The organism is Streptomyces sp. NPDC001194 (assembly GCF_042896985.1).
Lineage (GTDB): Bacteria > Actinomycetota > Actinomycetes > Streptomycetales > Streptomycetaceae > Streptomyces.
The window spans coordinates 1-22,820 of sequence record NZ_JBIAXU010000022.1 but is presented as its reverse complement, the minus strand read 5'-3'; the positions used below and the strand labels follow the sequence as shown (position 1 = coordinate 22,820).

The 22,820-nt window shown below is 72.2% G+C and carries 19 protein-coding genes, 1 tRNA gene and 1 pseudogene; 10 read left to right on the top strand and 11 right to left on the bottom strand.

Going from position 1 to position 22,820, the window contains the following annotated elements; all coding sequences use genetic code 11:
- A pseudogene (locus tag ACFY1T_RS31070) lies at positions 1-962 on the bottom strand (hypothetical protein); the annotation flags it as partial.
- 7 nt (positions 963-969) lie between these two features.
- Positions 970-1,965, bottom strand: coding sequence for an SMI1/KNR4 family protein (locus ACFY1T_RS31065; RefSeq protein WP_390791123.1), 996 nt, complete (start codon positions 1,963-1,965; stop codon positions 970-972).
- A 230-nt stretch (positions 1,966-2,195) separates the two neighbouring features.
- Here ACFY1T_RS31065 and ACFY1T_RS31060 point away from each other — a divergent pair, with 230 nt between their 5' ends.
- Positions 2,196-2,786, top strand: a complete 591-nt coding sequence (locus ACFY1T_RS31060) for a YwqJ-related putative deaminase (RefSeq protein ID WP_390791122.1) — start codon at positions 2,196-2,198, stop codon at positions 2,784-2,786.
- A gap of 11 nt (positions 2,787-2,797) precedes the next feature.
- Complete coding sequence (locus ACFY1T_RS31055) at positions 2,798-3,313, top strand: SUKH-3 domain-containing protein (protein ID WP_390791121.1); 516 nt, start codon at positions 2,798-2,800, stop codon at positions 3,311-3,313.
- Positions 3,314-3,420: 107 nt separating this feature from the next.
- On the opposite strand, the gene ACFY1T_RS31050 is transcribed toward ACFY1T_RS31055, so the two are convergent.
- Positions 3,421-4,716, bottom strand: coding sequence for a sensor histidine kinase (locus tag ACFY1T_RS31050; RefSeq protein ID WP_390791120.1), 1,296 nt, complete (start codon positions 4,714-4,716; stop codon positions 3,421-3,423).
- Between the two features lie 178 nt (positions 4,717-4,894).
- Between ACFY1T_RS31050 and ACFY1T_RS31045 the strand changes: the two genes are divergently transcribed.
- The 5 genes from ACFY1T_RS31045 to pth all read left to right on the top strand — a co-directional run bounded on the left by ACFY1T_RS31045 (position 4,895) and on the right by pth (position 9,089).
- A tRNA-Gln gene (locus ACFY1T_RS31045) sits at positions 4,895-4,966 on the top strand.
- Between the two features lie 110 nt (positions 4,967-5,076).
- Positions 5,077-6,522 (top strand): bifunctional UDP-N-acetylglucosamine diphosphorylase/glucosamine-1-phosphate N-acetyltransferase GlmU, encoded by a 1,446-nt coding sequence (gene glmU, locus ACFY1T_RS31040; RefSeq protein WP_390791119.1) that lies wholly within the window; start codon positions 5,077-5,079, stop codon positions 6,520-6,522.
- 145 nt (positions 6,523-6,667) lie between these two features.
- Entirely contained in the window at positions 6,668-7,645 is a 978-nt protein-coding gene (locus ACFY1T_RS31035; RefSeq protein WP_030156542.1) for a ribose-phosphate diphosphokinase, read from the top strand.
- A gap of 177 nt (positions 7,646-7,822) precedes the next feature.
- A complete protein-coding gene (locus ACFY1T_RS31030) occupies positions 7,823-8,407 on the top strand; it encodes a 50S ribosomal protein L25/general stress protein Ctc (RefSeq protein WP_390791118.1) in 585 nt (194 codons plus the stop codon).
- Between the two features lie 91 nt (positions 8,408-8,498).
- Positions 8,499-9,089, top strand: coding sequence for an aminoacyl-tRNA hydrolase (gene pth / locus ACFY1T_RS31025; protein ID WP_390791117.1), 591 nt, complete (start codon positions 8,499-8,501; stop codon positions 9,087-9,089).
- An 85-nt stretch (positions 9,090-9,174) separates the two neighbouring features.
- Here the strand turns inward: pth and ppc are convergent, their stop codons facing one another.
- Positions 9,175-11,940, bottom strand: a complete 2,766-nt coding sequence (ppc, locus tag ACFY1T_RS31020) for a phosphoenolpyruvate carboxylase (RefSeq protein ID WP_390791116.1) — start codon at positions 11,938-11,940, stop codon at positions 9,175-9,177.
- 378 nt (positions 11,941-12,318) lie between these two features.
- On the opposite strand from ppc, the gene ACFY1T_RS31015 reads away from it, so the two are divergent.
- Together ACFY1T_RS31015 and ACFY1T_RS31010 are read left to right on the top strand one after the other, a co-directional pair.
- Positions 12,319-13,305 (top strand): acyl-CoA desaturase, encoded by a 987-nt coding sequence (locus ACFY1T_RS31015; RefSeq protein WP_390791115.1) that lies wholly within the window; start codon positions 12,319-12,321, stop codon positions 13,303-13,305.
- The gene (locus tag ACFY1T_RS31010) at positions 13,305-13,976 is read left to right on the top strand and encodes a TetR/AcrR family transcriptional regulator (protein ID WP_030865813.1); all 672 of its coding nucleotides are present in this window, start codon (positions 13,305-13,307) and stop codon (positions 13,974-13,976) included. Before ACFY1T_RS31015 ends, ACFY1T_RS31010 begins: the two co-directional genes overlap by 1 nt.
- Positions 13,977-14,051: 75 nt before the next feature.
- Here ACFY1T_RS31010 and ACFY1T_RS31005 read toward each other — a convergent pair whose 3' ends face one another.
- Together ACFY1T_RS31005 and ACFY1T_RS31000 are read right to left on the bottom strand one after the other, a co-directional pair.
- On the bottom strand, positions 14,052-14,414 hold the full coding sequence (locus ACFY1T_RS31005) for a VOC family protein (protein ID WP_390791114.1): 363 nt from the start codon (positions 14,412-14,414) through the stop codon (positions 14,052-14,054).
- Between the two features lie 2 nt (positions 14,415-14,416).
- Positions 14,417-15,277, bottom strand: a complete 861-nt coding sequence (locus ACFY1T_RS31000) for a trans-aconitate 2-methyltransferase (RefSeq protein ID WP_390791113.1) — start codon at positions 15,275-15,277, stop codon at positions 14,417-14,419.
- Between the two features lie 175 nt (positions 15,278-15,452).
- Here ACFY1T_RS31000 and ACFY1T_RS30995 point away from each other — a divergent pair, with 175 nt between their 5' ends.
- Positions 15,453-15,950: a MarR family winged helix-turn-helix transcriptional regulator gene (locus ACFY1T_RS30995; protein WP_390791112.1), complete on the top strand. Its 498-nt coding sequence runs from the start codon at positions 15,453-15,455 to the stop codon at positions 15,948-15,950.
- Here ACFY1T_RS30995 and ACFY1T_RS30990 read toward each other — a convergent pair.
- The 5 genes from ACFY1T_RS30990 to ACFY1T_RS30970 form a co-directional block, all read right to left on the bottom strand.
- Positions 15,909-16,670: a LuxR C-terminal-related transcriptional regulator gene (locus ACFY1T_RS30990; RefSeq protein ID WP_390791111.1), complete on the bottom strand. Its 762-nt coding sequence runs from the start codon at positions 16,668-16,670 to the stop codon at positions 15,909-15,911. The genes ACFY1T_RS30995 and ACFY1T_RS30990 overlap by 42 nt on opposite strands.
- A 504-nt stretch (positions 16,671-17,174) precedes the next feature.
- On the bottom strand, positions 17,175-18,122 hold the full coding sequence (gene galE / locus ACFY1T_RS30985) for a UDP-glucose 4-epimerase GalE (protein WP_390791184.1): 948 nt from the start codon (positions 18,120-18,122) through the stop codon (positions 17,175-17,177).
- Positions 18,123-18,216: 94 nt separating this feature from the next.
- Positions 18,217-18,924 (bottom strand): response regulator transcription factor, encoded by a 708-nt coding sequence (locus ACFY1T_RS30980; protein ID WP_390791110.1) that lies wholly within the window; start codon positions 18,922-18,924, stop codon positions 18,217-18,219.
- 144 nt (positions 18,925-19,068) lie between these two features.
- On the bottom strand, positions 19,069-20,865 hold the full coding sequence (locus tag ACFY1T_RS30975; protein WP_390791109.1) for a PQQ-binding-like beta-propeller repeat protein: 1,797 nt from the start codon (positions 20,863-20,865) through the stop codon (positions 19,069-19,071).
- A 46-nt stretch (positions 20,866-20,911) separates the two neighbouring features.
- Complete coding sequence (locus ACFY1T_RS30970) at positions 20,912-22,561, bottom strand: PQQ-binding-like beta-propeller repeat protein (RefSeq protein WP_390791108.1); 1,650 nt, start codon at positions 22,559-22,561, stop codon at positions 20,912-20,914.
- Positions 22,562-22,820 lie beyond the last annotated feature (259 nt).

Below are 22,820 nucleotides of genomic sequence, written 5' to 3'. Positions count from 1 at the left end.
GCACCCGGAGCACCCGGAGCACCGGGCGGACCCGGAGGCGCCGGCGGCTGACCCGTCACGGCCGGACCCGCCAGCATCGTTGCGGCGTGGTCGAGGCCGGGGGCACCGGGCGGGCCCGGAGGCATCGCCGGCGCCGCGCCCGGCCGGGAGACCTGGGCCTTGCTCGTCGGCGCGTCGGCGATCGACCCCGAATCCGGAGCGCCGCCCGCACCCGGGCCGAGGTCCAGCGCGGGCGCGATCGCCGTCTTCGGGAGCCGGCTGCCCCCGGGAATCAGCGCGGTCTTGGCCTCGGAGGACCCGGCGGACGGCGGAGCCATGTCCTCCAGGTCCGAGCCCGACAGCGGCGGCGCGAACACCGTCGCGGGCAGCGGCACGGACACGTCGTCCGCCCCGGAGTTCACATCGGTCCCGGCCCACGGCGTGGCCCCGGCCGGCACCCCGTCGTTCGCGGTCGGCTCGTACGGCACCTCGCGGCGCAGCGGAACCGCCTCCACCGGCGCGGGAGCCGGAGCAGCGGGCTCCGCGGCGGGAACTGGCCCGGGCGCGGCCGCCACGGGCTCCGCGGGAAGCGGCGCCGGCGCCGGCGGAATCCCCGCCCGGTCCGCCGCCTCCTGCAGCCACTCCGGCGGACTCAGCATGAACGAGGTCTGCTCCGAGTCGATCCGCGGCGTCGGCACCGAGGCCTCCGCCACCGGCGCGGCCGCGGCCCCGTACTCCTCCTCGTAGCGGCGGATCACCTCACCCACCGGCAGTCCGGGCCACAGCGTCACCTCACCGCTGTCCCGCGCGATGACCAGCCGCTGCCGGCCGCCGCCGGACACCGGACCGGCCGCGCGGTCCTCCGCCCACACCACGAACCCGAGCCCGAACTCCCGTACGCGCACCTCGCGGTGCTGGTACGCGGGCACGTCCCCGTTGATCCACTCCTCGGCGCGCTCCTGCGCCTGCGCAAACGTCACCATCGCGCCGTCACCCCTCCACCGGTGCCGCGCCGGGCACGGGAACCGAGCGTGCGAATCCGCCGTCCACCATCAGACCGGCCACCGTTTCCAACTCCGGCGGGTTCCCCGCCAACCGCTCCAGAAAGGCATCGAAATCGGCACCGCACGGCAGCAACAGACGCTCCACGCGCTCCTGCACCGACCAGCCGTCCTGGTCGCGGGCGTCGTCGTACGGGGAGAACCAGACCGAGCCGATCTCCGCGCCCTTCACCTTCACCGCGAGCAGACCGCCCTGGACGAAGGCCACGCACAGGTAGTCCTTCGTCAGGTGGTCCCGCAGACACTTGTTGACGTACACGAGGTCGTTGACCGCCGCTTCCTCACGCACCGTGAAGAAGGGCTGGTCCACCAGCAGACCGAGGTCCACGTCGAGCCCGGCGCCCACCGGCGCACAGCCGCCCGCCGCCTTCAGGAACGCGCGGTACGCCTCCGGCAGCCGGTAGCCGAGGTCCTCCTCGACGCCCTGCACGGCCTCCTCGGAGACGGACACGACCGTCTTCGGCAGCCCCAGGTGCACCGGGCGCAGCTCCTGCAACGGCCGCGTCCCGCGCTTGCCGTGGTCGACCGGGGCCGTCGCCAGCCCCGCGTGGTGCCGCAGCAGCGCCTTCACCTCGACCGGGACCAGCTCCATCCGCCGCGTCCCGGCCACGTGGTGCCAGGTCCAGCCGTGCGGGGTCGCCACCGGTCCGACGGTGTCCCACAGCGCATGGCCTGCCGCGTGCATCGCCGCGTTCGCGGACACGCAGTCCGTCAGCCGCAGCTCGTCCACGCCGAAGCCCTCCGGGGGCTCGGCGATCTCCACCGCCGCGCGCGCGTACGGGGAGAAGTCGGGATGTCCGTCCGCGTCCATCCGTACCCCGTGGGGATGCCGAGCTGCCCGGACCGGGTCCGGGAAATGCACGACCTGCCCGGAGTACGCGGCGTTGGGTGGCACGGCCTGCTGCCCGAGCCGACCTGTCGTCATGGCGGTAGCCCCCTGCTGGATCTGGCTGGTTCACCACAGCCTATGTGGTCGGGCAAGAGCCTCACCCGCACGCGACCCCCGCACCCGCGCGAGGGCCAGGAACATCCGAATTGATACGAATATTCGACCCCGCTTCCACACGACAGGGGACATTTGACAGGCTGTCCCCGCAGCACGGGGGCGTGCGCGACAGCGGCCACCACCGCCGCCACGGGAGGGAAGACGCGACCATGCAGAACACGGCGACACGCACGGACACGGCCGACGGCGCCTCGGCACCGGGCGGCCAGGGCGACCAGGGGGCCGGGCAGCCGGCCGGGGGAACGTCCGCGGCCGGAGACCCCCGCCTGCGCTGGAGCGGCACCGACGGCCGGCCCGCCGCACCCGTCCTGCGCTTCCGCCGCGACGGCATCCTGCCCACCGTCGCCGCCGCCCTCTCCGTACGCGGCGAGACCCTCACCGGAACCGCGGGCAAGGCCGACCAGCCACCCGCCCTGCACCCGCTCGTCCAGGACTTCCTCGACACCCTCACCAGCGGCCAACGGGAACGCTTCACCGGCCGCTGCCCGGAAGCGATACTGCTCTCCCGCCACCTCACGGCCACGGAGGGCGCCCGCAGCAGGCGCGCCGCCCGCAAGCCACTCACCGCGGGCGAAGCGCGCCGCTCCCTGAAGCACTCCAAGATCACCGCGCGCCGCATCCGCGAGGACGGCGACCCGCTCCACGGCAGCTACGCACCTCCCTGCCGCTCCTGCGAAGCGCTCCTCGCCCACTTCGGCGTCCGCGCCGTCGACCTCACCCCCGCGTCAGAGAAGGCCTGACCTCCCACACCATGACCACCTCCTCCTCCGCCTCCTACGACCGCTCCTCGGCCACCCGCTTCCCGGGCGCCGTGGACTCCGCCCTGCGCACCGCCGGCTGGGAGCCCGGCCGCTGGGACATCAAGCAGGCCGAGTTCTGGGCCGACGCGCTGCGCGACCACACCACCCCGGCCGGCCACCGGCACACGGTCTTCCCGGCCGCGGTCGAGGCCTGGGCCGAGTTCGGCGGGCTCCGCATCACGGCGCCCGGCCCCGGCCGCCAGATAGCCCCCACCCCCGTCCGCCTCGACCCGCTCACGGGCCTCCATCTCGCCCGCACCTTCGCCGACCTCGGCCGCGCCCTGTCCACGGAGCTCTGCCCCCTGGGCGTCGACGCCGACGCCGGCTCCCACCTCGCCATCGACCGCGAGGGCCGCGTCTACGGGATCGACCACACCGGCGACTGGTACCTGGGCGGCGGCGTGGACGAGGCCCTTATCCTCCTCCTCACCGGCCTCCAGCCCACCCGCCTCACCACGGCGCCGTAGGACGCGTCCGCGCGCGCCGGCCGGGCCGGCCGGGCCGGGACGCCCTCTGGAGGTGTCTTGCCGATCACGCCGCGCTCGCGGTGGCGGGCGTGATCGGCAAGGCACCCCTACGCCCGGCGCGGGGCGCGCGGCAGGACCGCCGAGACCTTGAAGCCGCCGTCGTCGGTCGGGCCGGACACGAAGACGCCGCCGAGGCCGAGCACCCGCTCGCGCATGCCGACGAGCCCGTTCCCCCCGCTCGGCAGGCCCGGCTGGACCACGTCCGCCCCGCAGGGCCCGTTCTCCACCTGCATGGCCACCTCACCCTCCCGGTGAGCCAGCCGCACCACCACCCGCGCGCCCGGCGCGTGCTTGTGGCAGTTGGTCAGCGCCTCCTGCACCACCCGGTACGCCGTCTGCTCCACCTCCGCCGGGTACCCCGGCCCCGCGCCCCGGACGTCCAGCTCCACGGCCATCCCGGCCGCGCGCGACTGCCCGACCAGTGCTTCGAGCTCGGCCAGCGAGGGCCCGGGCCCGTCCTCGAAACCGCCGGCCGGCGCGGCCACCGCCGCCACCGCCGCGACGGCCGCCACGGCGGCGGGGATCCGCTTCGGCGGCTCGGCCGCCCGCAGCACGCCGAGCATCTCCCGCAGCTCCGTCAACGCCTGGCGCCCCATGTCCCCCACGAGCGCGGCGTTCTTCGCCGCGCGCTCCGGGTCCTTGGCCGCCACCGCCTCCAGCGCCGCCGCGTGCACCACCATCAGCGACACCCGGTGCGCCACGACGTCGTGCATCTCCCGCGCGATCCGCGTCCGTTCCTCGGTACGGGCCCACTCGGCCCGCTCCTCCGCCCGGTCCGCGAGCAGCGACAGCTCGCGCTCCAGGGAGTCCGCCCGCTCGTGCAGGCTCTCCATCAGCCGCCGCCGCGCCCCTATGTAGAGGCCGAGCAGCACCGGCGGCACGGTCAGCGCCACCGCCACGAACACGGACAGCACGATGACGAGCGACTGCGAGGCCCCCTGGTCCCCGCTGGTCCGCACGTACATCACCACGAAGGTCGCGACCAGCGACATCGCGGTCAGCGTCGCGGTGATCCGCCGGGGCACCTCGCAGGCGGCCAGCGTGTACAGCCCGACCACCCCGAGCAGGAAGCCCATCGCGGCCGGCGACACGGCGATCCCGACCAGCACCACGGCGATCGGCCAGCGCCGCCGCAGTACGAGCGTGGACCCCACGAGCAGCCCGAAGACCACCCCGACCGGCACCGGAACCCCGGCCTCGTGCGCGAAGGGCACCCCCTCGACGGCGCATTCGACGGCCGAGACCGCCGCCAGCCCCACATCGAGCACGGCCCCCCGCGGCCGGTCCCACCACCACGGTCCGTCGCGCCCGGCCCCGCCCCGCTCTTCCCCCGTATCGGTCATGCCGTCCAGCGTACGCAGCGCCCCCGGCGCACAGGCGAACCGAATTCCGGCGGGCCGGAGCGCACGGAAGGCGATGCGAAGCGCCGATCTTTACCGTCGCGTCGAGAGGTGGTGGTGCGGCATAGTAGGTGCCGTCGACTCGACCACCAGGCAGTAATATCCGGTCAAGTCGGAATGATCCCCTGTGGTGTAATTGGCAGCACTGAGGCTTTTGGTGCCTTATGTCCGGGTTCGAGTCCTGGCGGGGGAGCTCTTGTACACGCGGGTCCTGACCGGTCGGTCGGGACCCGGCTTCGTTTCCGGGGTGCGGCCCCCCGGTATCCTTCACGGGTCCAGCACCCGAAGCCGAAGGGCACACCCGTGAGCGCCAACCGCCCGGCAGCCGTCGTCGTACTCGCAGCGGGTGAAGGCACCCGCATGAAGTCGGCCACTCCCAAGGTTCTGCACGAGATCTGCGGGCGCTCGCTCGTGGGCCACGTCGTCGCCGCCTCGCGCGAGCTGGACCCCGAACACCTCGTGGTCGTCGTCGGCCACGCCCGCGAGCAGGTCACCGCGCACCTCGCCGACATCGACGCCGGCGTCCGCACCGCCGTCCAGTACGAGCAGAACGGCACCGGACACGCCGTCCGCATGGCCCTCGAAGAGCTCGGCGGCCAGCAGAGCGGCACCGTGGTCGTCGTCTGCGGCGACACCCCCCTGCTGACCGGCGAGACCCTCGCGCAGCTCGCGCGGACGCACGAGGCCGACGGCAACGCCGTCACCGTGCTCACCGCCGAGGTGCCGGACTCCACCGGCTACGGCCGGATCATCCGCGGCGCGGACGGCGCCGTCACCGCGATCGTCGAGCACAAGGACGCCACCGATTCCCAGCGCGCGATCCGGGAGATCAACTCCGGGGTCTTCGCCTTCGACGGCGCCCTCCTCGCGGACGCCCTCGGCAAGGTGCGCACGGACAACAGCCAGGGCGAGGAGTACCTCACCGACGTGCTCGGCATCCTGCGCGAGGCCGGTCACCGCGTCGGCGCGGCCGTCGGCGGCGACCACCGCCAGATCCTCGGGATCAACAACCGCGTCCAGCTCGCCGAGGCCCGCGCGCTGCTCAACGCCCGCCTCCTCGAGCAGGCGATGCTCGCCGGCGTGACGGTCGTCGACCCCGCGAGCACGTTCGTGGACGTGACGGTGACCTTCGGGCAGGACTCCCTGATCCACCCCGGCACCCAGCTGCTCGGCGCGACGCACGTCGCCGAGGGCGCCGAGGTCGGCCCGAACACGCGCCTGAAGGACACGCAGGTGGGCCCGCGGGCGCGCGTGGACAACACCGTGGCGGACACGGCGGTCATCGGCGAGTCGGCGTCCGTCGGCCCGTACGCGTACCTGCGTCCCGGTACGAACCTGGGCGCGAAGGCGAAGGCCGGCACGTACGTGGAGATGAAGAACGCGACGATCGGCGAGGGCACGAAGGTGCCGCACCTGTCGTACGTGGGCGACGCGACGATCGGCGAGTACACGAACATCGGCGCCGCGAGCGTCTTCGTGAACTACGACGGCGAGCACAAGCACCACACCACCATCGGCTCACACTGCAAGACGGGCTCGGACAACATGTTTGTGGCGCCCGTCACGATCGGGGACGGCGCGTACACGGCCGCCGGTTCGGTGATCACGAAGGACGTCCCGCCGGGTGCGCTGGCCGTGGCCCGCGGTCAGCAGCGCAATATCGAGGGCTGGGTGGCCCGCAAGCGTCCGGGAAGCGCCGCGGCCACGGCGGCCCAGTCGGTGGTCCAGGAGGACTCGGACCCCCGCTGAGGCCTCGTTGAGGTGAACTGACCGGAAACAGGTAGGCCCGGCAGGGCGTACCGTGATAGGTACACGCAATTCGGCTGGCTCACCGTGTGCGGGACGGACGCACACGGGGGCGAGCAGCTTTCAACACGTCTGAGGAGACTGTGCTGTGACCGGGATCAAGACGACCGGCGAGAAGAAGCTGATGCTCTTCTCCGGCCGCGCCCACCCCGAGCTGGCCGAGGAGGTTGCGCATCAGCTGGGCGTCGCCCTCGTGCCGACCAAGGCTTTCGACTTCGCGAACGGCGAGATCTACGTCCGCTTCCAGGAGTCGGCTCGTGGCGCGGACTGCTTCCTGATCCAGAGCCACACGGCTCCGATCAACAAGTGGATCATGGAGCAGCTGATCATGATCGACGCGCTGAAGCGCGCGTCGGCCCGCTCCATCACCGTGATCATCCCCTCCTACGGGTACGCCCGCCAGGACAAGAAGCACAAGGGCCGCGAGCCGATCTCGGCCCGCCTGGTCGCCGATCTGCTGAAGACCGCGGGTGCCGACCGCATCCTCACGGTCGACCTGCACACGGACCAGATCCAGGGCTTCTTCGACGGCCCGGTGGACCACCTGTCGGCGCTGCCGGTCCTCGCGGACTACGTGGGCGCGAAGGTGGACCGCTCGAAGCTGACGATCGTCTCCCCGGACGCCGGCCGCGTGCGCGTCGCCGACCGCTGGTGCGACCGTCTGGACGCGCCGCTGGCGATCGTGCACAAGCGCCGCGACAAGGACGTCGCGAACCAGGTGACGGTCCACGAGGTCGTCGGTGAGGTCCGCGGCCGCGTCTGCGTCCTGGTCGACGACATGATCGACACGGGCGGCACGATCTGCGCCGCCGCCGACGCGCTCTTCGCGCACGGCGCGGAGGACGTCATCGTGACGGCCACGCACGGCATCCTCTCGGGGCCGGCGGCGGACCGCCTGAAGAACTCGAAGGTCAGCGAGTTCATCTTCACGAACACCCTGCCGGACCCGTCCGACCTGGAGCTCGACAAGATCACGGTCCTGTCGATCGCCCCGATGGTCGCGCGCGCGGTGCGCGAGGTGTTCGAGGACGGCTCGGTCACCAGCCTGTTCGAAGAGCAGCAGTAACCGACAGCACAGAGATCCTTTTGGGTGCGGCCTCCGCGCCGGGTAGACTCCTCGAGTTGCTCGGCGAGGGAGGCCGCACCTTTTCGGTGTCGGCGCTCCGTTATCGACGCGCTCTTCGTAGCAGGCCGTTCAGGCCGGGTGACTGTGTCCCTTTCCATCACCCCACGAGGAGTGAGCATGTCCGAGGTCAAGCTTTCCGCCGAGCTCCGCACCACCTTCGGCAAGGGCTCCGCCCGCCAGGCCCGTCGCGACGCCCTGGTTCCCGGCGTCATCTACGGCCACGGCAACGACCCGAAGCACGTCAACGTCGAGGGCCACGGCCTGGCGCTGGCGCTGCGCACCCCGAACGTCCTGATCTCCCTGGACATCGCGGGCGACGGCACCGAGCTGGTCATCCCGAAGGCCGTGCAGAAGCACCCCCTGAAGCGTTCGATCTCCCACGTCGACTTCCTGATCGTCAAGAAGGGCGAGAAGGTCACCGTCGAGGTCGCCGTCGTCACCGAGGGCGAGCTGGCCCCCGGCGCCAACATGCTGGAGACCCTCCTCAACACCATCACGGTCGAGGCCGAGGCCACCCACATCCCGACCGAGGTCACCGTCTCCATCGCGGGCCTCGAGGCCGGTGCCTCCATCCACGCCAAGGACCTGGTCCTGCCGGCCGGCACCACGCTGGCCGTCGACGGTGACACCGCCGTCCTGCAGGTCGTCGCCCCGCAGGCCGAGGAGCCGGCCGCCGAGGCCGCCGAGGGCGAAGAGGCCTGAGCCTCGCCCCTCCCCCTCAGCACTTGCTGATCGACCGCCGTCCGGCTCCACTGGGAGCGGGACGGCGGTCGTCCCCGTTTAAGGAGCATGGATGTCGGACGACGCGGCGCCGTGGCTGATCGTCGGCCTCGGTAACCCCGGTGCGGAGTACGCGGGCAACCGCCACAACATCGGGTTCATGGTGGTGGACCTGCTGGCCGAGCGGATGCGCGGGAAGTTCAAGGCGCACAAGGCACGGGCGCAGGTGGTCGAGGGCCGCATGGGCCCGCCGGGACCGGCGAACCGCCGGGTGGTGCTGGCCAAGCCCATGTCCTTCATGAACCTGTCGGGCGGGCCGGTGACGGCGCTGCGCGACTTCTACAAGGTGCCGCTGGACCGGATCGTGGCGGTCCACGACGAGCTGGACATCGACTATCCGACGCTGCGGCTGAAGCTGGGCGGCGGGGACAACGGCCACAACGGCCTGAAGTCCATGACGAAGTCGATGGGGCCGGACTACCACCGGGTGCGCTGCGGCATCGGCCGCCCGCCGGGGCGCATGCAGGTCGCGGACTTCGTGCTGAAGGACTTCTCGTCCACGGAGCGCAAGGAGCTCGACTGGTTCGTGGACCGGGCCGCGGACTCCGTGGAGTGCCTGATCGCGGAGGGCCTGGAACGCGCCCAGTCCGCCTACAACTCCTGACGGACGCACGATACGGGGAAGCCCCCGCACCGGCCGGTGCGGGGGCTTCCCCGTGTTCCGGGCCCGGTACGGGCCCCGGGCGCGGTCAGCCGGTGTTGCGCAGGCCCGCGGCCACGCCGTTGACCGTGAGCAGCAGGGCCCTGGCCAGCAGCGGGTCCGCCTCTTCGCCGCGGGCGGCGGCCGCGCGCTGGCGGGCCAGCAGGGATACCTGGAGGTAGGAGATCGGGTCCAGGTAGGCGTCGCGGACGTCGAAGGTCTGCTGGAGGACCGGGTTGGAGTCCAGGAGCTTCTGGCCGCCGGTGATGCGCAGGACCTCGCGGACGGTGAGCTCGTGTTCGGCCTCGATGCGCGCGAAGACGTGCTTGAGGTCGTCCGGGACGAGGGTGTCGACGTAGTGGCGGGCGATCCGCAGGTCGGTCTTGGCCAGCGTCATCTCGACGTTGGACAGGAAGTTGCGGAAGAAGTGCCAGCGCGCGCCCATCTCGGCGAGGGCGTCGCCCTGACCGGCCTCGCGCAGGGCCTTCAGGCCCGAGCCGACCCCGTACCAGCCGGGGACGATCTGACGGGACTGGGTCCAGCCGAAGACCCACGGAATGGCGCGCAGGCCGTCGAGGCCCGCGCCCGAGTCGGGGCGGCGGGAGGGGCGGGAGCCCAGGTGGAGGTCGGCGAGCTGGTCGACGGGGGTCGCGGCGAAGAAGTACGCCGGCAGGTCCGGGTCCTCGACGAGCTCCCGGTACGCGGTGTGCGCGGCGTCCGAGACGGTGTCCATGGCCGCGTCCCAGCGCGCGAGGTCGTCCTCGGACTGCCGGGGGGCGGTGTGCAGCGCGGAGGCCTGGAGGGTGGCCGCGACGGTCAGCTCCAGGTTCTCGCGGGCCAGCGACGGTACGAGGTACTTGTCGGAGATGACCTCGCCCTGCTCGGTGACCTTGATCTCGCCCTCCAGGGTGCCCCAGGGCTGCGCGAGGATCGCGTCGTGCGAGGGGCCGCCGCCGCGGCCGACGGTGCCGCCGCGGCCGTGGAAGAGGCGCAGCCGCACCCCATAGCGGTGGGCGACGTCGCGCAGCCGGCGCTGGGCGCGGTGGATCTCCCACTGGCTGGTGGTGATGCCGCCGAACTTGGAGGAGTCGGAGTAGCCGAGCATGACCTCCTGGACGTCGCCGCGCAGCGAGACGAGGCGCCGGTAGGAGGGGTCGGCGAGCATCGCGTCGAGGATGACGTCGGCGGCGCGCAGCTCGTCGGTGGTCTCCAGGAGCGGGACGATGCCGATCTTGGCCCAGCCCGCGTGGAGGTCGACGAGGCCGGCCTCACGGGCGAGGACCGCGGCGGCGAAGACGTCGTCGGCGCCCTGGCACATCGAGATGATGTACGACTCGATGACCTCGGGGCCGAACTTCTCGAAGGCGTCCTTGATGGCGGAGAAGACGCCGAGGGTCTTGTGCCCCGCGGCGTCGAGCGGCGCCGGGGTGGGGGCCAGCGGGCGGCGCGAGCGCAGCTCCTTGGCGAGGAGCTTCTGCCGGTAGTCGCGCGGCATGTCGGCGTAGCGCCAGGACTCCTCGCCGAGCCGGTCGAAGAGCTGGCCCAGCGCGTGGTGGTGGGCGTCGGCGTGTTCGCGGACGTCCATCGTCGCGAGCTGGAGGCCGAAGGCGGCCAGCGTGCGGATGGTGCGGTCCATGCGGCCGTCGGCGAAGAGGGCGCCGCGGTGCTCGCGCAGGGAGGTCTGGATGAGGGTGAGGTCCGTGAGGAGCTCGGCGGTGCCGAGGTAGTCGCGGCCTTCCTCGTGTGCGGTGCCCTTGGCGAGGCGCTCGCGGGTGTTGACGAGCTTCTGCCGGATGCAGGTGGCCTTGAGGCGGTACGGCTCCTCCGCGTTCAGCCGCTTGTAGCGCGGGCTGATCTCGGGGAGGCGCTCCAGGTCCGCCTGGAGGGAGGAGAGGAGCTCCTCGGTGGCGCCGGTGTAGCGGATGGAGTTCGACAGCAGTCCGCGCAGGAAGTCGATCAGCTCGAGGGCGTCGGAGATGCCGTGCTCGTGCTGGAGGATCAGGACGTCGCGGGTGACCTCGGGCGTGACGTTGGGGTTGCCGTCGCGGTCGCCGCCGATCCAGGTGCCGAAGGTGAGCGGGCGGGTGCCGGCCGGGATCTCGACGCCGACGCGCTGGAGCTCGGCGGCGAGGTCCTCGAGTACGTCGCCCACCGCGCCCGCGTGCAGCTCGTCGAGGTAGTAGATGGCGTTGCGGGCCTCGTCGGCGGGTTCGGGCCGCACCACGCGCAGCTCGTCGGTCTGCCAGACGAGGTCGATGTTCTCGGCGAGGCGCAGGTCGTGGCGGCGGCGCTCGCCGGCGCCGGCGACGGGCTCCTCCAGCAGGGCCGCGATGCGGCGCAGCTTGTTGAGGACGCTGCGGCGGGCCGCCTCGGTGGGGTGCGCCGTGAAGACCGGGCGGACGTTGAGGTTCTTGACCGTCTCGCGCAGGTGCTCGGGGTCGGCGTCCTTGAGCATGTCGGCGGTGCGGGCGAGGAGCCCGCCCTCCGCGGCGCGGTGGGCGCGCAGCTCCTTGCCGCGGTGCACCTGCTCGGTGACGTTGGCGAGGTGGAAGTAGGTGGAGAAGGCCCGTACGAGCTTGGCGGCGGTCTCCAGGTCGGTGTCGCCGAGCAGTGCGGCGGCGGCTTCGCCGTCGGTGCGCGTCAGGGCACGCACTTGTTCGACGAGGTCGAGGAGTTCTCGGCCTTCCTGACGGACGAGGGTCTCGCCGAGGAGGTCGCCGAGGCGGCGGATGTCCGCCCGCAGCTCCGCGTTGGCGGCGACGGCGGTGGCCGGGGCCTTGGCCGGGGTGGAGGAGGCCTGGTCAGCACTGCTCACAGGTGCGGCTCCTTGCAGTGTTCGAGCGCTACTGGGAGGTGGGCTCCGGGATGCGCGGGGGCGTCTGGACTCCTTACCCGGCCGTTGCCGGGAGGGGCCAGGGGGGTGTCCCCCGCCTGATGCGCAGCTCGGCTGCCCGTGCGGACCGCGCTGTCCGACGACACCAGGATAGGTGTCCGGGCCTCGTGCCTCGCTAAACGTCTCACCAGGCGGCGCGCGGGCTGCCGCGAGCGCCCCCGAGAGCGCCTCGGGCCCGGTCGCGCTCCCCTTGCCCCGGGCCTCGCCTTTGCCATACTTACGTTGCCGTAGGTTACGGATCCGTAGCCAGGGCCGGCGCCCAGGCGCCCCGCCGATTCCTCACCCCCCAGGGGACCCTTCATGACCACCAGTCCCGAAGTGATCGAGGACGCCTCGGCGACCTCCGATTCCGCTTCCCCCGTGCCCTCCGCGACGCTCGGAGGCGAGAGCAAGCGGTCCGTCGAACAGATCGCCCTGCTGCTGTTCATCGTCGTTCCCTTCCTGGCGCTCCTGGCGGCGGTGCCGCTGGTCTGGGGCTGGGGGGTGAGCTGGCTGGACCTCGGCCTGATGGTGTTCATGTACTTCCTGGCCTGTCACGGCATCACCATCGGCTTCCACCGGTACTTCACGCACGGTTCCTTCAAGGCGAAGCGGCCGCTGCGGATCGTGCTGGCCGTGATGGGCTCGATGGCGGTGGAGGGCCCGCTGGTGCGCTGGGTGGCGGACCACCGCAAGCACCACAAGTTCTCCGACCACGACGGCGACCCGCATTCGCCGTGGCGGTTCGGCGAGACCGTCCCGGCCCTGATGAAGGGGCTGTGGTGGGCGCACATCGGGTGGCTCTTCGACGAGGAGCAGACCAACCAGCAGAAGTACGCCCCGGACCTGGTCAAGGACCCGGCGATCCGGCGGATCTCGCGTGACTTCGTGCTGTGGACGATCGTGTCGCTGGCGATCCCGCCGCTGGTCGGCGGCCTGGTGACGATGTCGTGGTGGGGTGCGTTCACGGCGTTCTTCTGGGGTTCCCTGGTCCGGGTCGCGCTGCTGCACCACGTGACGTGGTCGATCAACTCGATCTGCCACGCGGTGGGCAAGCGCCCGTTCAAGTCCCGGGACCGCTCCGGCAACGTGTGGTGGCTGGCGGTGCTCTCGTGCGGGGAGTCCTGGCACAACCTGCACCACGCGGACCCGACCTCGGCCCGGCACGGCGTGCTGCGCGGCCAGGTCGACTCCAGCGCCCGGCTGATCCGGTGGTTCGAGCTGGCGGGCTGGGCGACGGACGTGCGCTGGCCGTCCGAGGACCGCATCGACGCCCGGCGCAGGGAAAACGCGTCGAACGCGGCATGATGGGGGACGTGGCGATCGACGGCAGCAGTTCCAGCAGCGACAAGCCCCGGCGCGGCCGCCGGGTCCGGATGACGGGCGCCGAACGGCGCCAGCAGCTGCTGGACATCGGCCGCACCCTGTTCGCGGAAAAGGGCTTCGAGGGCACGTCGGTGGAGGAGATCGCCGCGAAGGCCGGGGTCTCCAAGCCGGTGGTGTACGAGCACTTCGGGGGCAAGGAGGGCCTGTACGCGGTCGTCGTGGACCGGGAGATGCGCCAGCTGCTGGACGGGGTGACGGGCGCGCTGACGGCCGGGCACCCGCGGGAGCTGCTGGAGCAGGCGGCCTTCGCGCTGCTCGACTACATCGAGTCGTACACGGACGGCTTCCGCATCCTCGTCCGGGACTCGCCGGTCGCCCAGTCGACGGGCACGTTCGCCTCGCTGATCAGCGACATCGCCACGCAGGTCGAGGACATCCTCGGGCTGGAGTTCAAGGCGCGCGGATTCGACCCGAAGCTGGCCCCGCTGTACGCGCAGGCGCTGGTCGGGATGGTCGCGCTGACCGGGCAGTGGTGGCTGGACGTGCGCCGGCCGAAGAAGGCGGAGGTCGCGGCGCACCTGGTGAACCTGGCCTGGCACGGGCTGGACGGGCTGGAGTCGAAGCCCCGGCTGGTGGGCCACCGCAAGAGCTGAGCGGTACCGCGGCGCACGACGCGACGGCGCCCCGTCACCGGAGATCCGGCGGCGGGGCGCCGTCGCGCGGCGGCCTCAGCCGAGGGGTTCGAGGAACTCGAGCCGGTTGCCCACCGGGTCCTCGGAGTAGAAGCGTCGGTGTCCCGGCAGGTTGTCGTCCCAGACGACGGTGGCTCCGCGCTCCTCCAGTCTCCGCGCGTACGCCTCGATCCCCGTCACCCTCAGTCCCGGGTGCGCCTTGCGGGCGGGCCGGAAGTCCTCCTCGACCCCCAGGTGCAGCTGCACCGGGCCGGCGGCGAACCAGCAGCCGCCGCGGGCGGCGAGTACGGGCGGCTTGGGCACCTCGGTCATGCCGAGGACGTGCGCGTAGTACGCGCGGAGCCGGTCCTCCGAGCCGGGCGGCGCGGCGAGTTGGACGTGGTCGACTGCGTTCAGCATGGTCACGGCTCCTTGCGGGCGACGGCGAAGATGCGGCGGAACGGGAAGACGGTGCCGCACGGCCCGGGCGGGTAGGCCTCGCGCAGCAGGTCGCGGTATTCGGCGAGGAAGGCCTCCACGGCCCCCCGGTCGTCCCCGAGTGCGGTCAGGACGGGCCGCAGGGCGGTCCCCTTGACCCAGTCGAGCACCGGGTCGGTGCCCGTGAGCAGCTGGTGGTAGGTGGTGTCCCAGATGTCGACGGCGCAGCCCAGCTCGATGAGCCGGGCCAGGTACTCGGCGGGTTCGAGGATGTGCGTGTAGCGGGCGCCGTGGCCGGCGAGGCGGCTGCGCCAGCGCGGGGTGTCGCAGAGCCGGGCGAGCAGGGCGTGGCTGGGGGCGGTGAAGTTCGCGGGTATCTGGAAGGCGAAGGTGCCGCCGGGGCGCAGTCCGTGGATCCAGGGGGCGAAGGAGCCGGGGTGGCTCGGGACCCACTGGAGGGCCGCGTTGGAGACGATCAGGTCGTACGGCTCCTCCGGGAGCCAGCTCGCGAGGTCGCCGTGGCGGAAGTCGAGGCGGCCGCCCCGGGAGGTGACGCCCGCGTACTCGTCGGTGGCGCGGCGGAGCATCTGCGGGGAGAGGTCGAAGCCGGTGATGTGGGCCTCGGGCCAGCGCTCGGCGAGGAGCGCGGTGACGTTGCCGGGACCGCAGCCGAGGTCGGCGATACGGGCGGGGCTGCCGGGAAGCTCGGGTATCCGGCTCAGGAGGTCGAGGAAGGGCCGGGTCCGGTGTCCGGCGTGTCGGAGGTACTGCTGGGGGTCCCAGGTGGGCGCGGCATGGGCGGTGGGTGCTGCGGGGGTCCTTGCCGACGTGGTATCGGAATGCATGTTCGAGCCTCCCTGCTGGCGGGGCGGGCGGAAGCGGAAGCGGTTCCGGCCCCCTCCATGCCCATCGTCGCCCAGAATATATCTTGACGTCAAGACTCATGGGATCGAGATATCTATTCCCGAGATCCTCGATTTGAAGAGACTTCACGTCGACAGACCCCTTACACTGATCGGCATGGAGGACGAGGTCGACCGATTGGTCGCGGCATGGCGGCGGGAGCGCCCTGACCTCGACGTGGAACCGCTCGAAGTGCTGAGCCGCGTCAGCAGGCTCGCCCGCCACCTCGACCGCGCCCGCAGGCTGGCCTTCTCCGAGCACGGCCTGGAACCATGGGAGTTCGACGTCCTGACGTCGCTGCGCCGCGCCGGCGCCCCCTACCAGCTCTCCCCCGGCCAGCTGCTGACGCAGACCCTGGTCACCTCGGGCACCATGACCAACCGCATCGACCGGCTCGCCAAGAAGGGCCTCGTCGAGCGGCTGCCCGACCCCAACGACCGCCGCGGGGTACTGGTCCGGCTCACCCCGGAGGGGCGTGACCGCGCCGACCAGGCCCTGGCCGGCCTGCTGGCCCAGGAGAGGGCGATCCTCGCCCAGCTCTCCCAGGCCCAGCGCGGCGATCTCGCGGGGCTGCTACGCCAGTTGACCGCTCCGTTCGACAACATCCCCGGCTAGGTCGGCCGGCCGCACCCCGGCCCGCCGGGCCAGTGCCACCGCCGCGAGCGTGGAGTGCACGCCGAGCTTGCCCAGCACGTTCTGCATGTGCGTGCGGACGGTGTGCGGGGACAGGAACAGCCGCGCCGCCACGTCCTTTCGGCCCAGCCCCGCCACCATGCACCGCAGCACCTCGTGCTCGCGCGGCGTGAGGGACTCGACGAGCCGCTCGCTGTCCGTACGGTGCTTGCGCGCGGCGGTCAGTTCGCGCAGGACTCCGGTGAGCAGCGCGGGCGGCAGGTGGGTCTCCTCGCGCAGGACTCCGCGGATGACGGCCAGCAGCCGCGAGAGCGAGCAGTCCTTCGCCACCCAGCCGGAAGCCCCCGCCTGGAGGGCGTGCGCGGCCCGGCGCGGATCGTCGCGCTCCGCCAGCACGACGGTACGGACCCCGGGGTGCGACACCCGCACCCCGGCGACCAGCGCGATCCCGTCCGCGCCGGGCGGCGGGCCGGAGCCCGATTCGCGCTGGGCGGGCACGGCCCCGGCGGCGCCCAGATCGGCGTCGACGAGCAGGACGTCGAAGCGGCGGCCCTCGGCCACCGCGCGTTCGAGGCAGCGCAGCGCGGCGGGACCGCTGCCGGCCGCGGACACGTCCACGTCGGGCTCGGCCGCGAGCGCGGCTGCGAGCGATTCGGCGAAAATGCGGTGATCGTCGACCACGAGAACCCGGATGCGAACCACAAAACCCCCAAGGGTCGGGGAACGGACGACTGCGGGTACGGCGCCCGGACCGGGTGATCCGCAGCTGCCGCGGCCGCCGCCGAGACATCTCTGCACTACCCCGGACCGGACGCCGTACCCGGCGTGTCTCGACCCCTGAATCAACACCGGCCCCCACCGGTGTCACGCATCAGCGTAGAACGGGTGGCGGCGCGCGGTTGGCCGAATAGCAGAAGTTTTCCGAGCGATTTTCCGGCTGGGCAGGCGTGAACCGGGTTCGCGATGGCCTGAATTCGACCACGTGGACGATCTGGAAGGCGGTTTCCGGCACGCCTGTGCCCCGGGCAGTTGCACGGGGGGCTTTTCACCCGGCGCGTGCACGCCGGGCGCCCGCGCACCGCGCCCTCCCACGGCGCCCCCGCCCGTCCGCGCTCCCCGCGCACGCCGCCGCCCGTACCACCCCCTATGCACCGCGCCCCCCGCACCGTCGGGTGCGGGGGGCGCGGGCGAGGGCGGGGCGGCGGGTCAGGAACGGTGCTTGCGGGTGAAGTTCCAGGCGTCCGTGATGATGCCGGTGAGGTCCGAGCGGGCCGGGGTCCAGCCGAGCCGCTCGTGGGCGGCGCGCGCGGAGGCGACGAGCACCGCCGGGTCGCCGGCCCGGCGCGGGGCGACGACCTCGGGGATCTCCGCACCGGTGACCTTGCGGACCGTCTCGACGACCTCGCGGACCGAGAAGCCGTTGCCGTTGCCGAGGTTGCAGATCAGGTGCTCGCCCGCGGTGGCCGCCTCCAGCGCGGCCAGGTGGGCCTCCGCCAGGTCGGCCACGTGGATGTAGTCGCGCACGCAGGTGCCGTCCGGGGTCGGGTAGTCCTCGCCGAACACGGAGATCGACTCCCGCTCGCCCAGGGCGACCTGGAGCACCAGCGGGATCAGGTGCGTCTCGGGGTCGTGCCGCTCGCCGAACTCCCCGTACGCGCCGGCCACGTTGAAGTAGCGCAGCGAGACCGCCGCGACTCCGTGCGCCGCGCACTCGCCGGCGATCATGTGGTCGACGGCCAGCTTCGAAGCGCCGTACGGGTTGGTGGGCTTGGTGACCGAGTCCTCGGTGAGCAGGCCCTCGGTGGGCTCGCCGTAGGTGGCGGCGGTGGAGGAGAAGACCAGCTTGCGCACCCCGTGCGTGCGCATCGCGGCCAGCAGGGCCAGCGTGCCGCCGACGTTGTTCTCCCAGTACTTGCCGGGGTTGGCGACGGACTCGCCGACCTGCGAGGAGGCCGCGAAGTGCAGCACCGCGTCGTAGGAGGGGTCCAGGTACCGCTCGGCGTCCTGGATCCGGCCCTCGACGAAGGAGGCGCCCGCGGGGACGCCCTCGCGGAAACCGGTGGAGAGGTCGTCGAGGACGGTGACCTCGTGCCCGGCCTCCAGCAGGTGCGCCGCGACGACGCTGCCGACGTACCCGGCGCCGCCGGTGACCATGTACTTGAAAGTCGCCGTCTTGCTCACTCGTCTACTGCCTCTCGCGCGGGGATGCACGCGGGCGCGTGCACATGCCGGTCACTGGCTTACCGGATTACGGGCCTGCGGGGAAATCGGCGGCCGCCGCCGGCAGCCCCGCCGGCCCCGCCCGGTCCAGCAGGCCGGTACGGGCGGCCAGCGCGGCCGCCTCCAGCCGGGAGCCGACGCCCAGCTTCATCAGCACCCGCTGCACGTGCGTGCGGGCGGTGCTCGGCGCGATCTCCATGCCCGCCGCGATGAGCCGGGTGTCCTCGCCCTCGGCGACCCGGACCAGCACCTCCACCTCGCGCGGGGTGAGCAGCCGCAGCAGCCGGCTGCCCTCGTCGTCGGGCTGGGCGGCGGGGTTGAGGAGTTCCGCGAAGGCCCCCTGGAGCAGCTGCGGGGAGATCGCCACCTCCCCCGCCCGCGCCTTGGCCAGCGCCCGCTCCACCCCTTCGATCCGCTCGTCGTGGCGTACGTACCCGCAGGCACCGGCGGCGAAGGCGGCCGCGATCCCGCGCGGGCTCGGCACCGGGCCGAGGACGACCACGGCGATCTGCGGCCGTTCCCGCTTGATGCGGACGACCGGTTCGAAGACCCCCGGCTCGGCGGGCGTCGCGGTGCCCAGCAGGCAGACCTCGGGCGCCCGGCTGATGACCAGCTCGGCGGCGCCCGCGGCCGGGGCGGCCGCGGCCAGCACCCGGTGCCCGCGCAGCTTGAGGGCCGAGGCCAGCGCCTCGGCCAGCAGCCGGTGCTCGTCGAGCACCATGACCCGTACGCCCATCGCGCACCCACCCCCGACCCTTCTGACCCGGCAAGCTACACGCTTGTTCGACGGTGCGCGGCGGTTACCGCGCAGAAGCCCCCGGAAGGCGGACCTTCCGGGGGCTTCTGCACGCCGCGGTGAACGGCCGGGATCGGCCGGGGATCAGCTGGCGCCGAACGAGACGAACAGGTACTCGGGGTCACCCTTGTCGGAGTACGGCTTCCTGGCCGTGGTCCGGGAGATGAAGAGCTTGCCGTTGTGGTAGCGGTACTCGGAGAACTCCGGCGAGAAACCGGTCTCGGCGGTGCGGCTCGCCTTCTCCGCCGGGTTCTCCATGAGGACGGTCTCCTTCATCGTCGTACCGTCGATGCTGACGACCTGGCCGCCCTTGTCGTACGGGGGCTCCTTGTACGCGATGATGTTCGGCCCGTCCATGCGGAGCGGGAACATGGTGTACCGCTCGCCCGCGTCGGCGCGGTCGGTGGTCTGCTTGCCGGTCTCCAGGTCGAAGGAGACCAGCTCGTTGGTGCGGCCGACCTCCGCCTTGCCCTGGTGCTCGATCGAGGGCAGGTAGACCTTGCCGTTGCCGACCACGAAGCCGGAGCACTTCTCGACCTCGGTGCCGCCGCACTTGCCGCCGAAGTTGCCGGAGGCGAGCGAGATGCGCGCCTTCAGCTCGCCCTTGGGGTCGACGACGAAGAGGTCGCTGACGCCGGTGGCGTTCTTGGCGGTCTTGCCCACGTCGGCGGCGACGATCAGGGGCTTGGTGGAGACGATGGACGCCCACTCGATGCCCGGGGAGAGCTTGTACGAGGAAGTCTGGGCGCCGGTGGCCGGATCCAGGGTCTGCGCGTACAGCGTCTGGTTGTCGCCGCGGCCGCACTTGCGGATCACGCCGAGGGCCTCGCCGCCGGCGTAGCCGCTGTCGTAGCAGCCCTCGCCGTCGACCTTGGGCGTCCACAGGGGCTTGCCGTCGGCGAGGTTCCAGGCGGCGCCGCCGCTGGTGCCGCCCGCGGCGACGGTCTGGCCGCTGAGCGTGACCTCGTAGTAGGAGGCGGGCCTGTCGCCGGTGGTGGCGCCCTTGGCGTTGCCGGACCACACGAGCTTGCCGGCGTTCAGGTCGATGACGCCGACCTCGGTGCACGCCGGGTACTTGTTCTCGGGCGTGGGCTTGGTGGGCCGGAAGAGGACCGCCGTCTTGTTGTCGCTGACGTGCTTGGTGGCGCCGCAGAGCTCGCCCGGGAGCGGGATCTCCCACTTCTTGCCGCCGTCGACGGTGTTGTAGCCGACGACCTTCGCCACGTCCGACTTGATGTAGGTCGAGTCGGTGAGCCAGGAGCCCGCGACCGTGACGACCTCTTCCGGGGTCGGGTTCGGCTGGTTGAACAGCGGCTTCGACTTGGTGTTGGCGGGCGCCTTCTCCGCACCGGGGGTGCCGGAGCCGGGCTTGTCGCCGCCGGTGGTGCCGTTCGCGGTGGGCTGCTTGTCGCTGCCGCCGTCGTCACCCGAGACGTACCAGAAGCCGCCCGCGACGATCAGGACGATGGCCACCAGGGCCGCGCCGACGATCATCAGCTGGTTGCGGACGTCGTTGCCGCCGCCCGCCCCGGCCGGGGCCGGGGACTGGGCCGCGTACATGGGGGCCGTGGGCGCCCCGTAGGACGGCTGGGCGCCGGCTCCGGCGGCGGGCTGCTGCTGCTGCGGGTAGCCGTAGCCCTGCTGGGGATAGCCGTACGCCGGCTGCCCCTGCGGGGGCACGCCCGGCGCGGCGGGCGCGGTCGGCGCGCCCTGCGGTACGGGCGGCTGCTGCGGGGCCGTCGGCGGCATCGGCGGCTGCTGCGGGGCGGCCGGCGGCACGGGCGGCACCGGAGGCGACGCGCCGAAGCCCCCGGGCGGGGGATCCTGCGGCGCTCCGAAGCCGCCGGCGGGCGGCTGGTTGGGGGGCGGCGGGGTACTCATCGCTTGCTACTGCCTCTCGGTGGGCGGCTCGGGGACTTGCTGCTCGTCACTTGCCGAAGACCATCAGGAGCTTCTCGGCGGCGCCCTTGGCGAGAAGGCGGGACTGGGAGACGAAGAGGCGGCCGTCCGCGTAGTCGACGATCGGGGTGAAGAAGCTGCTCTCGATCGGGGCGGACGTTCCCGACGGGTTGCGCAGCAGCACGGTGGGCGTGCCGCCCGCGGCCGGGATCGAGACGACCTCGCCGCCCTGGTCGGAGGTGGCCTTGCGGTAGGCGATCAGCTGCCCGTTCGCGGCGCTCAGCGGGGTGATCGTGCGGCCGTCGCCGGCGGGGGTGCGCCACTTGGCCTTTCCGCTGTCCAGGTCGAAGGCGACGATCTCGTTGGCCTTGCCGGACTCGGCGACGGTCGGCATGTAGAGGGTGTTGCCGTCCACGGCGGTGGTGGAGCACACCTCGACGGAGCGGAAGAGGCCGTTGGTGCACTCCGTGGCGAAGCTGCCCTCGCCGCTGACGGTGGCGCGCTGCTTCCCGTCGGGTCCGAGGACCACGATGGCACGTTCCTTCTTGTCCTGGTTGCCGATGTCGAGGACGAGGGGGTCGAGCGAGTAGACGGCGCCGACCTTGTACTTGGCCGGCAGCCTGAAGGTCCAGGTCTTCTTGCCGGTGACCGGGTCGGCATCGGAGACCTCGCTGGAGAGGTCGTCGTCGTAGCAGGTCGAGATGGCGATCATCTTGTTCTTGGCCGCCACGTACGAGTCGGGCTTGCAGCCCTCGGCGCCGGCGCTGCCGAAGAGCTTGTCGCCGGTGCTCACCTTGAAGGCGCTGGCCGTGCCGCTGCGGCTGACGGCGACGGTGTCGCCGGTGATGCCCAGACTGGGGCTGGTCATGATGTCGAAGAGCCCCTCCTTGGGGACCTCCTTCGTCCAGCCCTCCTTGCCGGCCTTGAGGTCGACCTGCTTCATCTGGTTGCAGGTGGCGGAGTCGCCGTCGCCGTCCTTGACCATCACGACCGTCTTGGACTCGGCGGTGGTCTGCTTGGTGACGGAGCAGATGGGGGTCGGGAACGCGAGCGTCCACCTCTCCTTGCCGTCGGTCACCCCGTACGCGGTGAGGTTCTTCCAGACGCTCTTGACGACCGTGTCGCCGACGATCCACTGGCCGGCCGAGTCCACGCCCAGGCCGGGCCCGTCGACCTTGGCCGTCTTGAGCCAGAGGGTCTTGTCCTCGCCCTGCTTGCGGCCGGCGTTGAGGTCCTCGGACTCCTTGCCGCCGTTCCCGCTGCCGTCGCCCTTGTCCACCTCGGCGGAGGGCTTGCCGTCGGCGGGGGCGGAGCTCTGCGCGACGGGCTTCTTCGGGTCCCCGTCGCCGCCGGCGAAGAAGGCGAAGTAGCCGCCGGTACCGAGGACGAGCACGCCGGCGACGGCCGCGGCGACGACGACCGCCGTCTTGTTCTTCGGCTGCGGTGCGCCCCCGGCCGGGTGCATGCCGACGGTGGGCATGCCGGGCGGCGGCGGGAAATGGCCCTGCTGGGGCATCGGCGGCTGCGGCATCGGCTGCGCGGGCTGCGTCGGCGGCTGCTGCGCGTAGGGGTTCTCACCCTGCTGCGGGTATCCGTACCCGGGCTGCGGCGGGCCGGGCAGGTGACCGTAACCGGAAGGTGTGGGCGGCTGGTTCGGCGGCTGGGGCGGCTCGGTCATCAGCGCATACCTTCGGCGTCGGGTGGCGTAGGGGGATGACCTTTCTATCACTGACAGCGCTTTTACATCGGGCCGGTCCAGCCCCTGTTCCCAAGGGAGGACCGGCCCGTGACAGCGCCGTTATCAGGTCAGTTGGAGCCTTCGCCCGGCCCGGCCGAAGACACCCCCTAGGGCGTGTCCGCAAAGTCCCGCCTGCCCCGCGACGCCCGGCACGCGCTCTCGGCGCACCGGGCGAAATCCCGAGTACGTCCAGTACAAG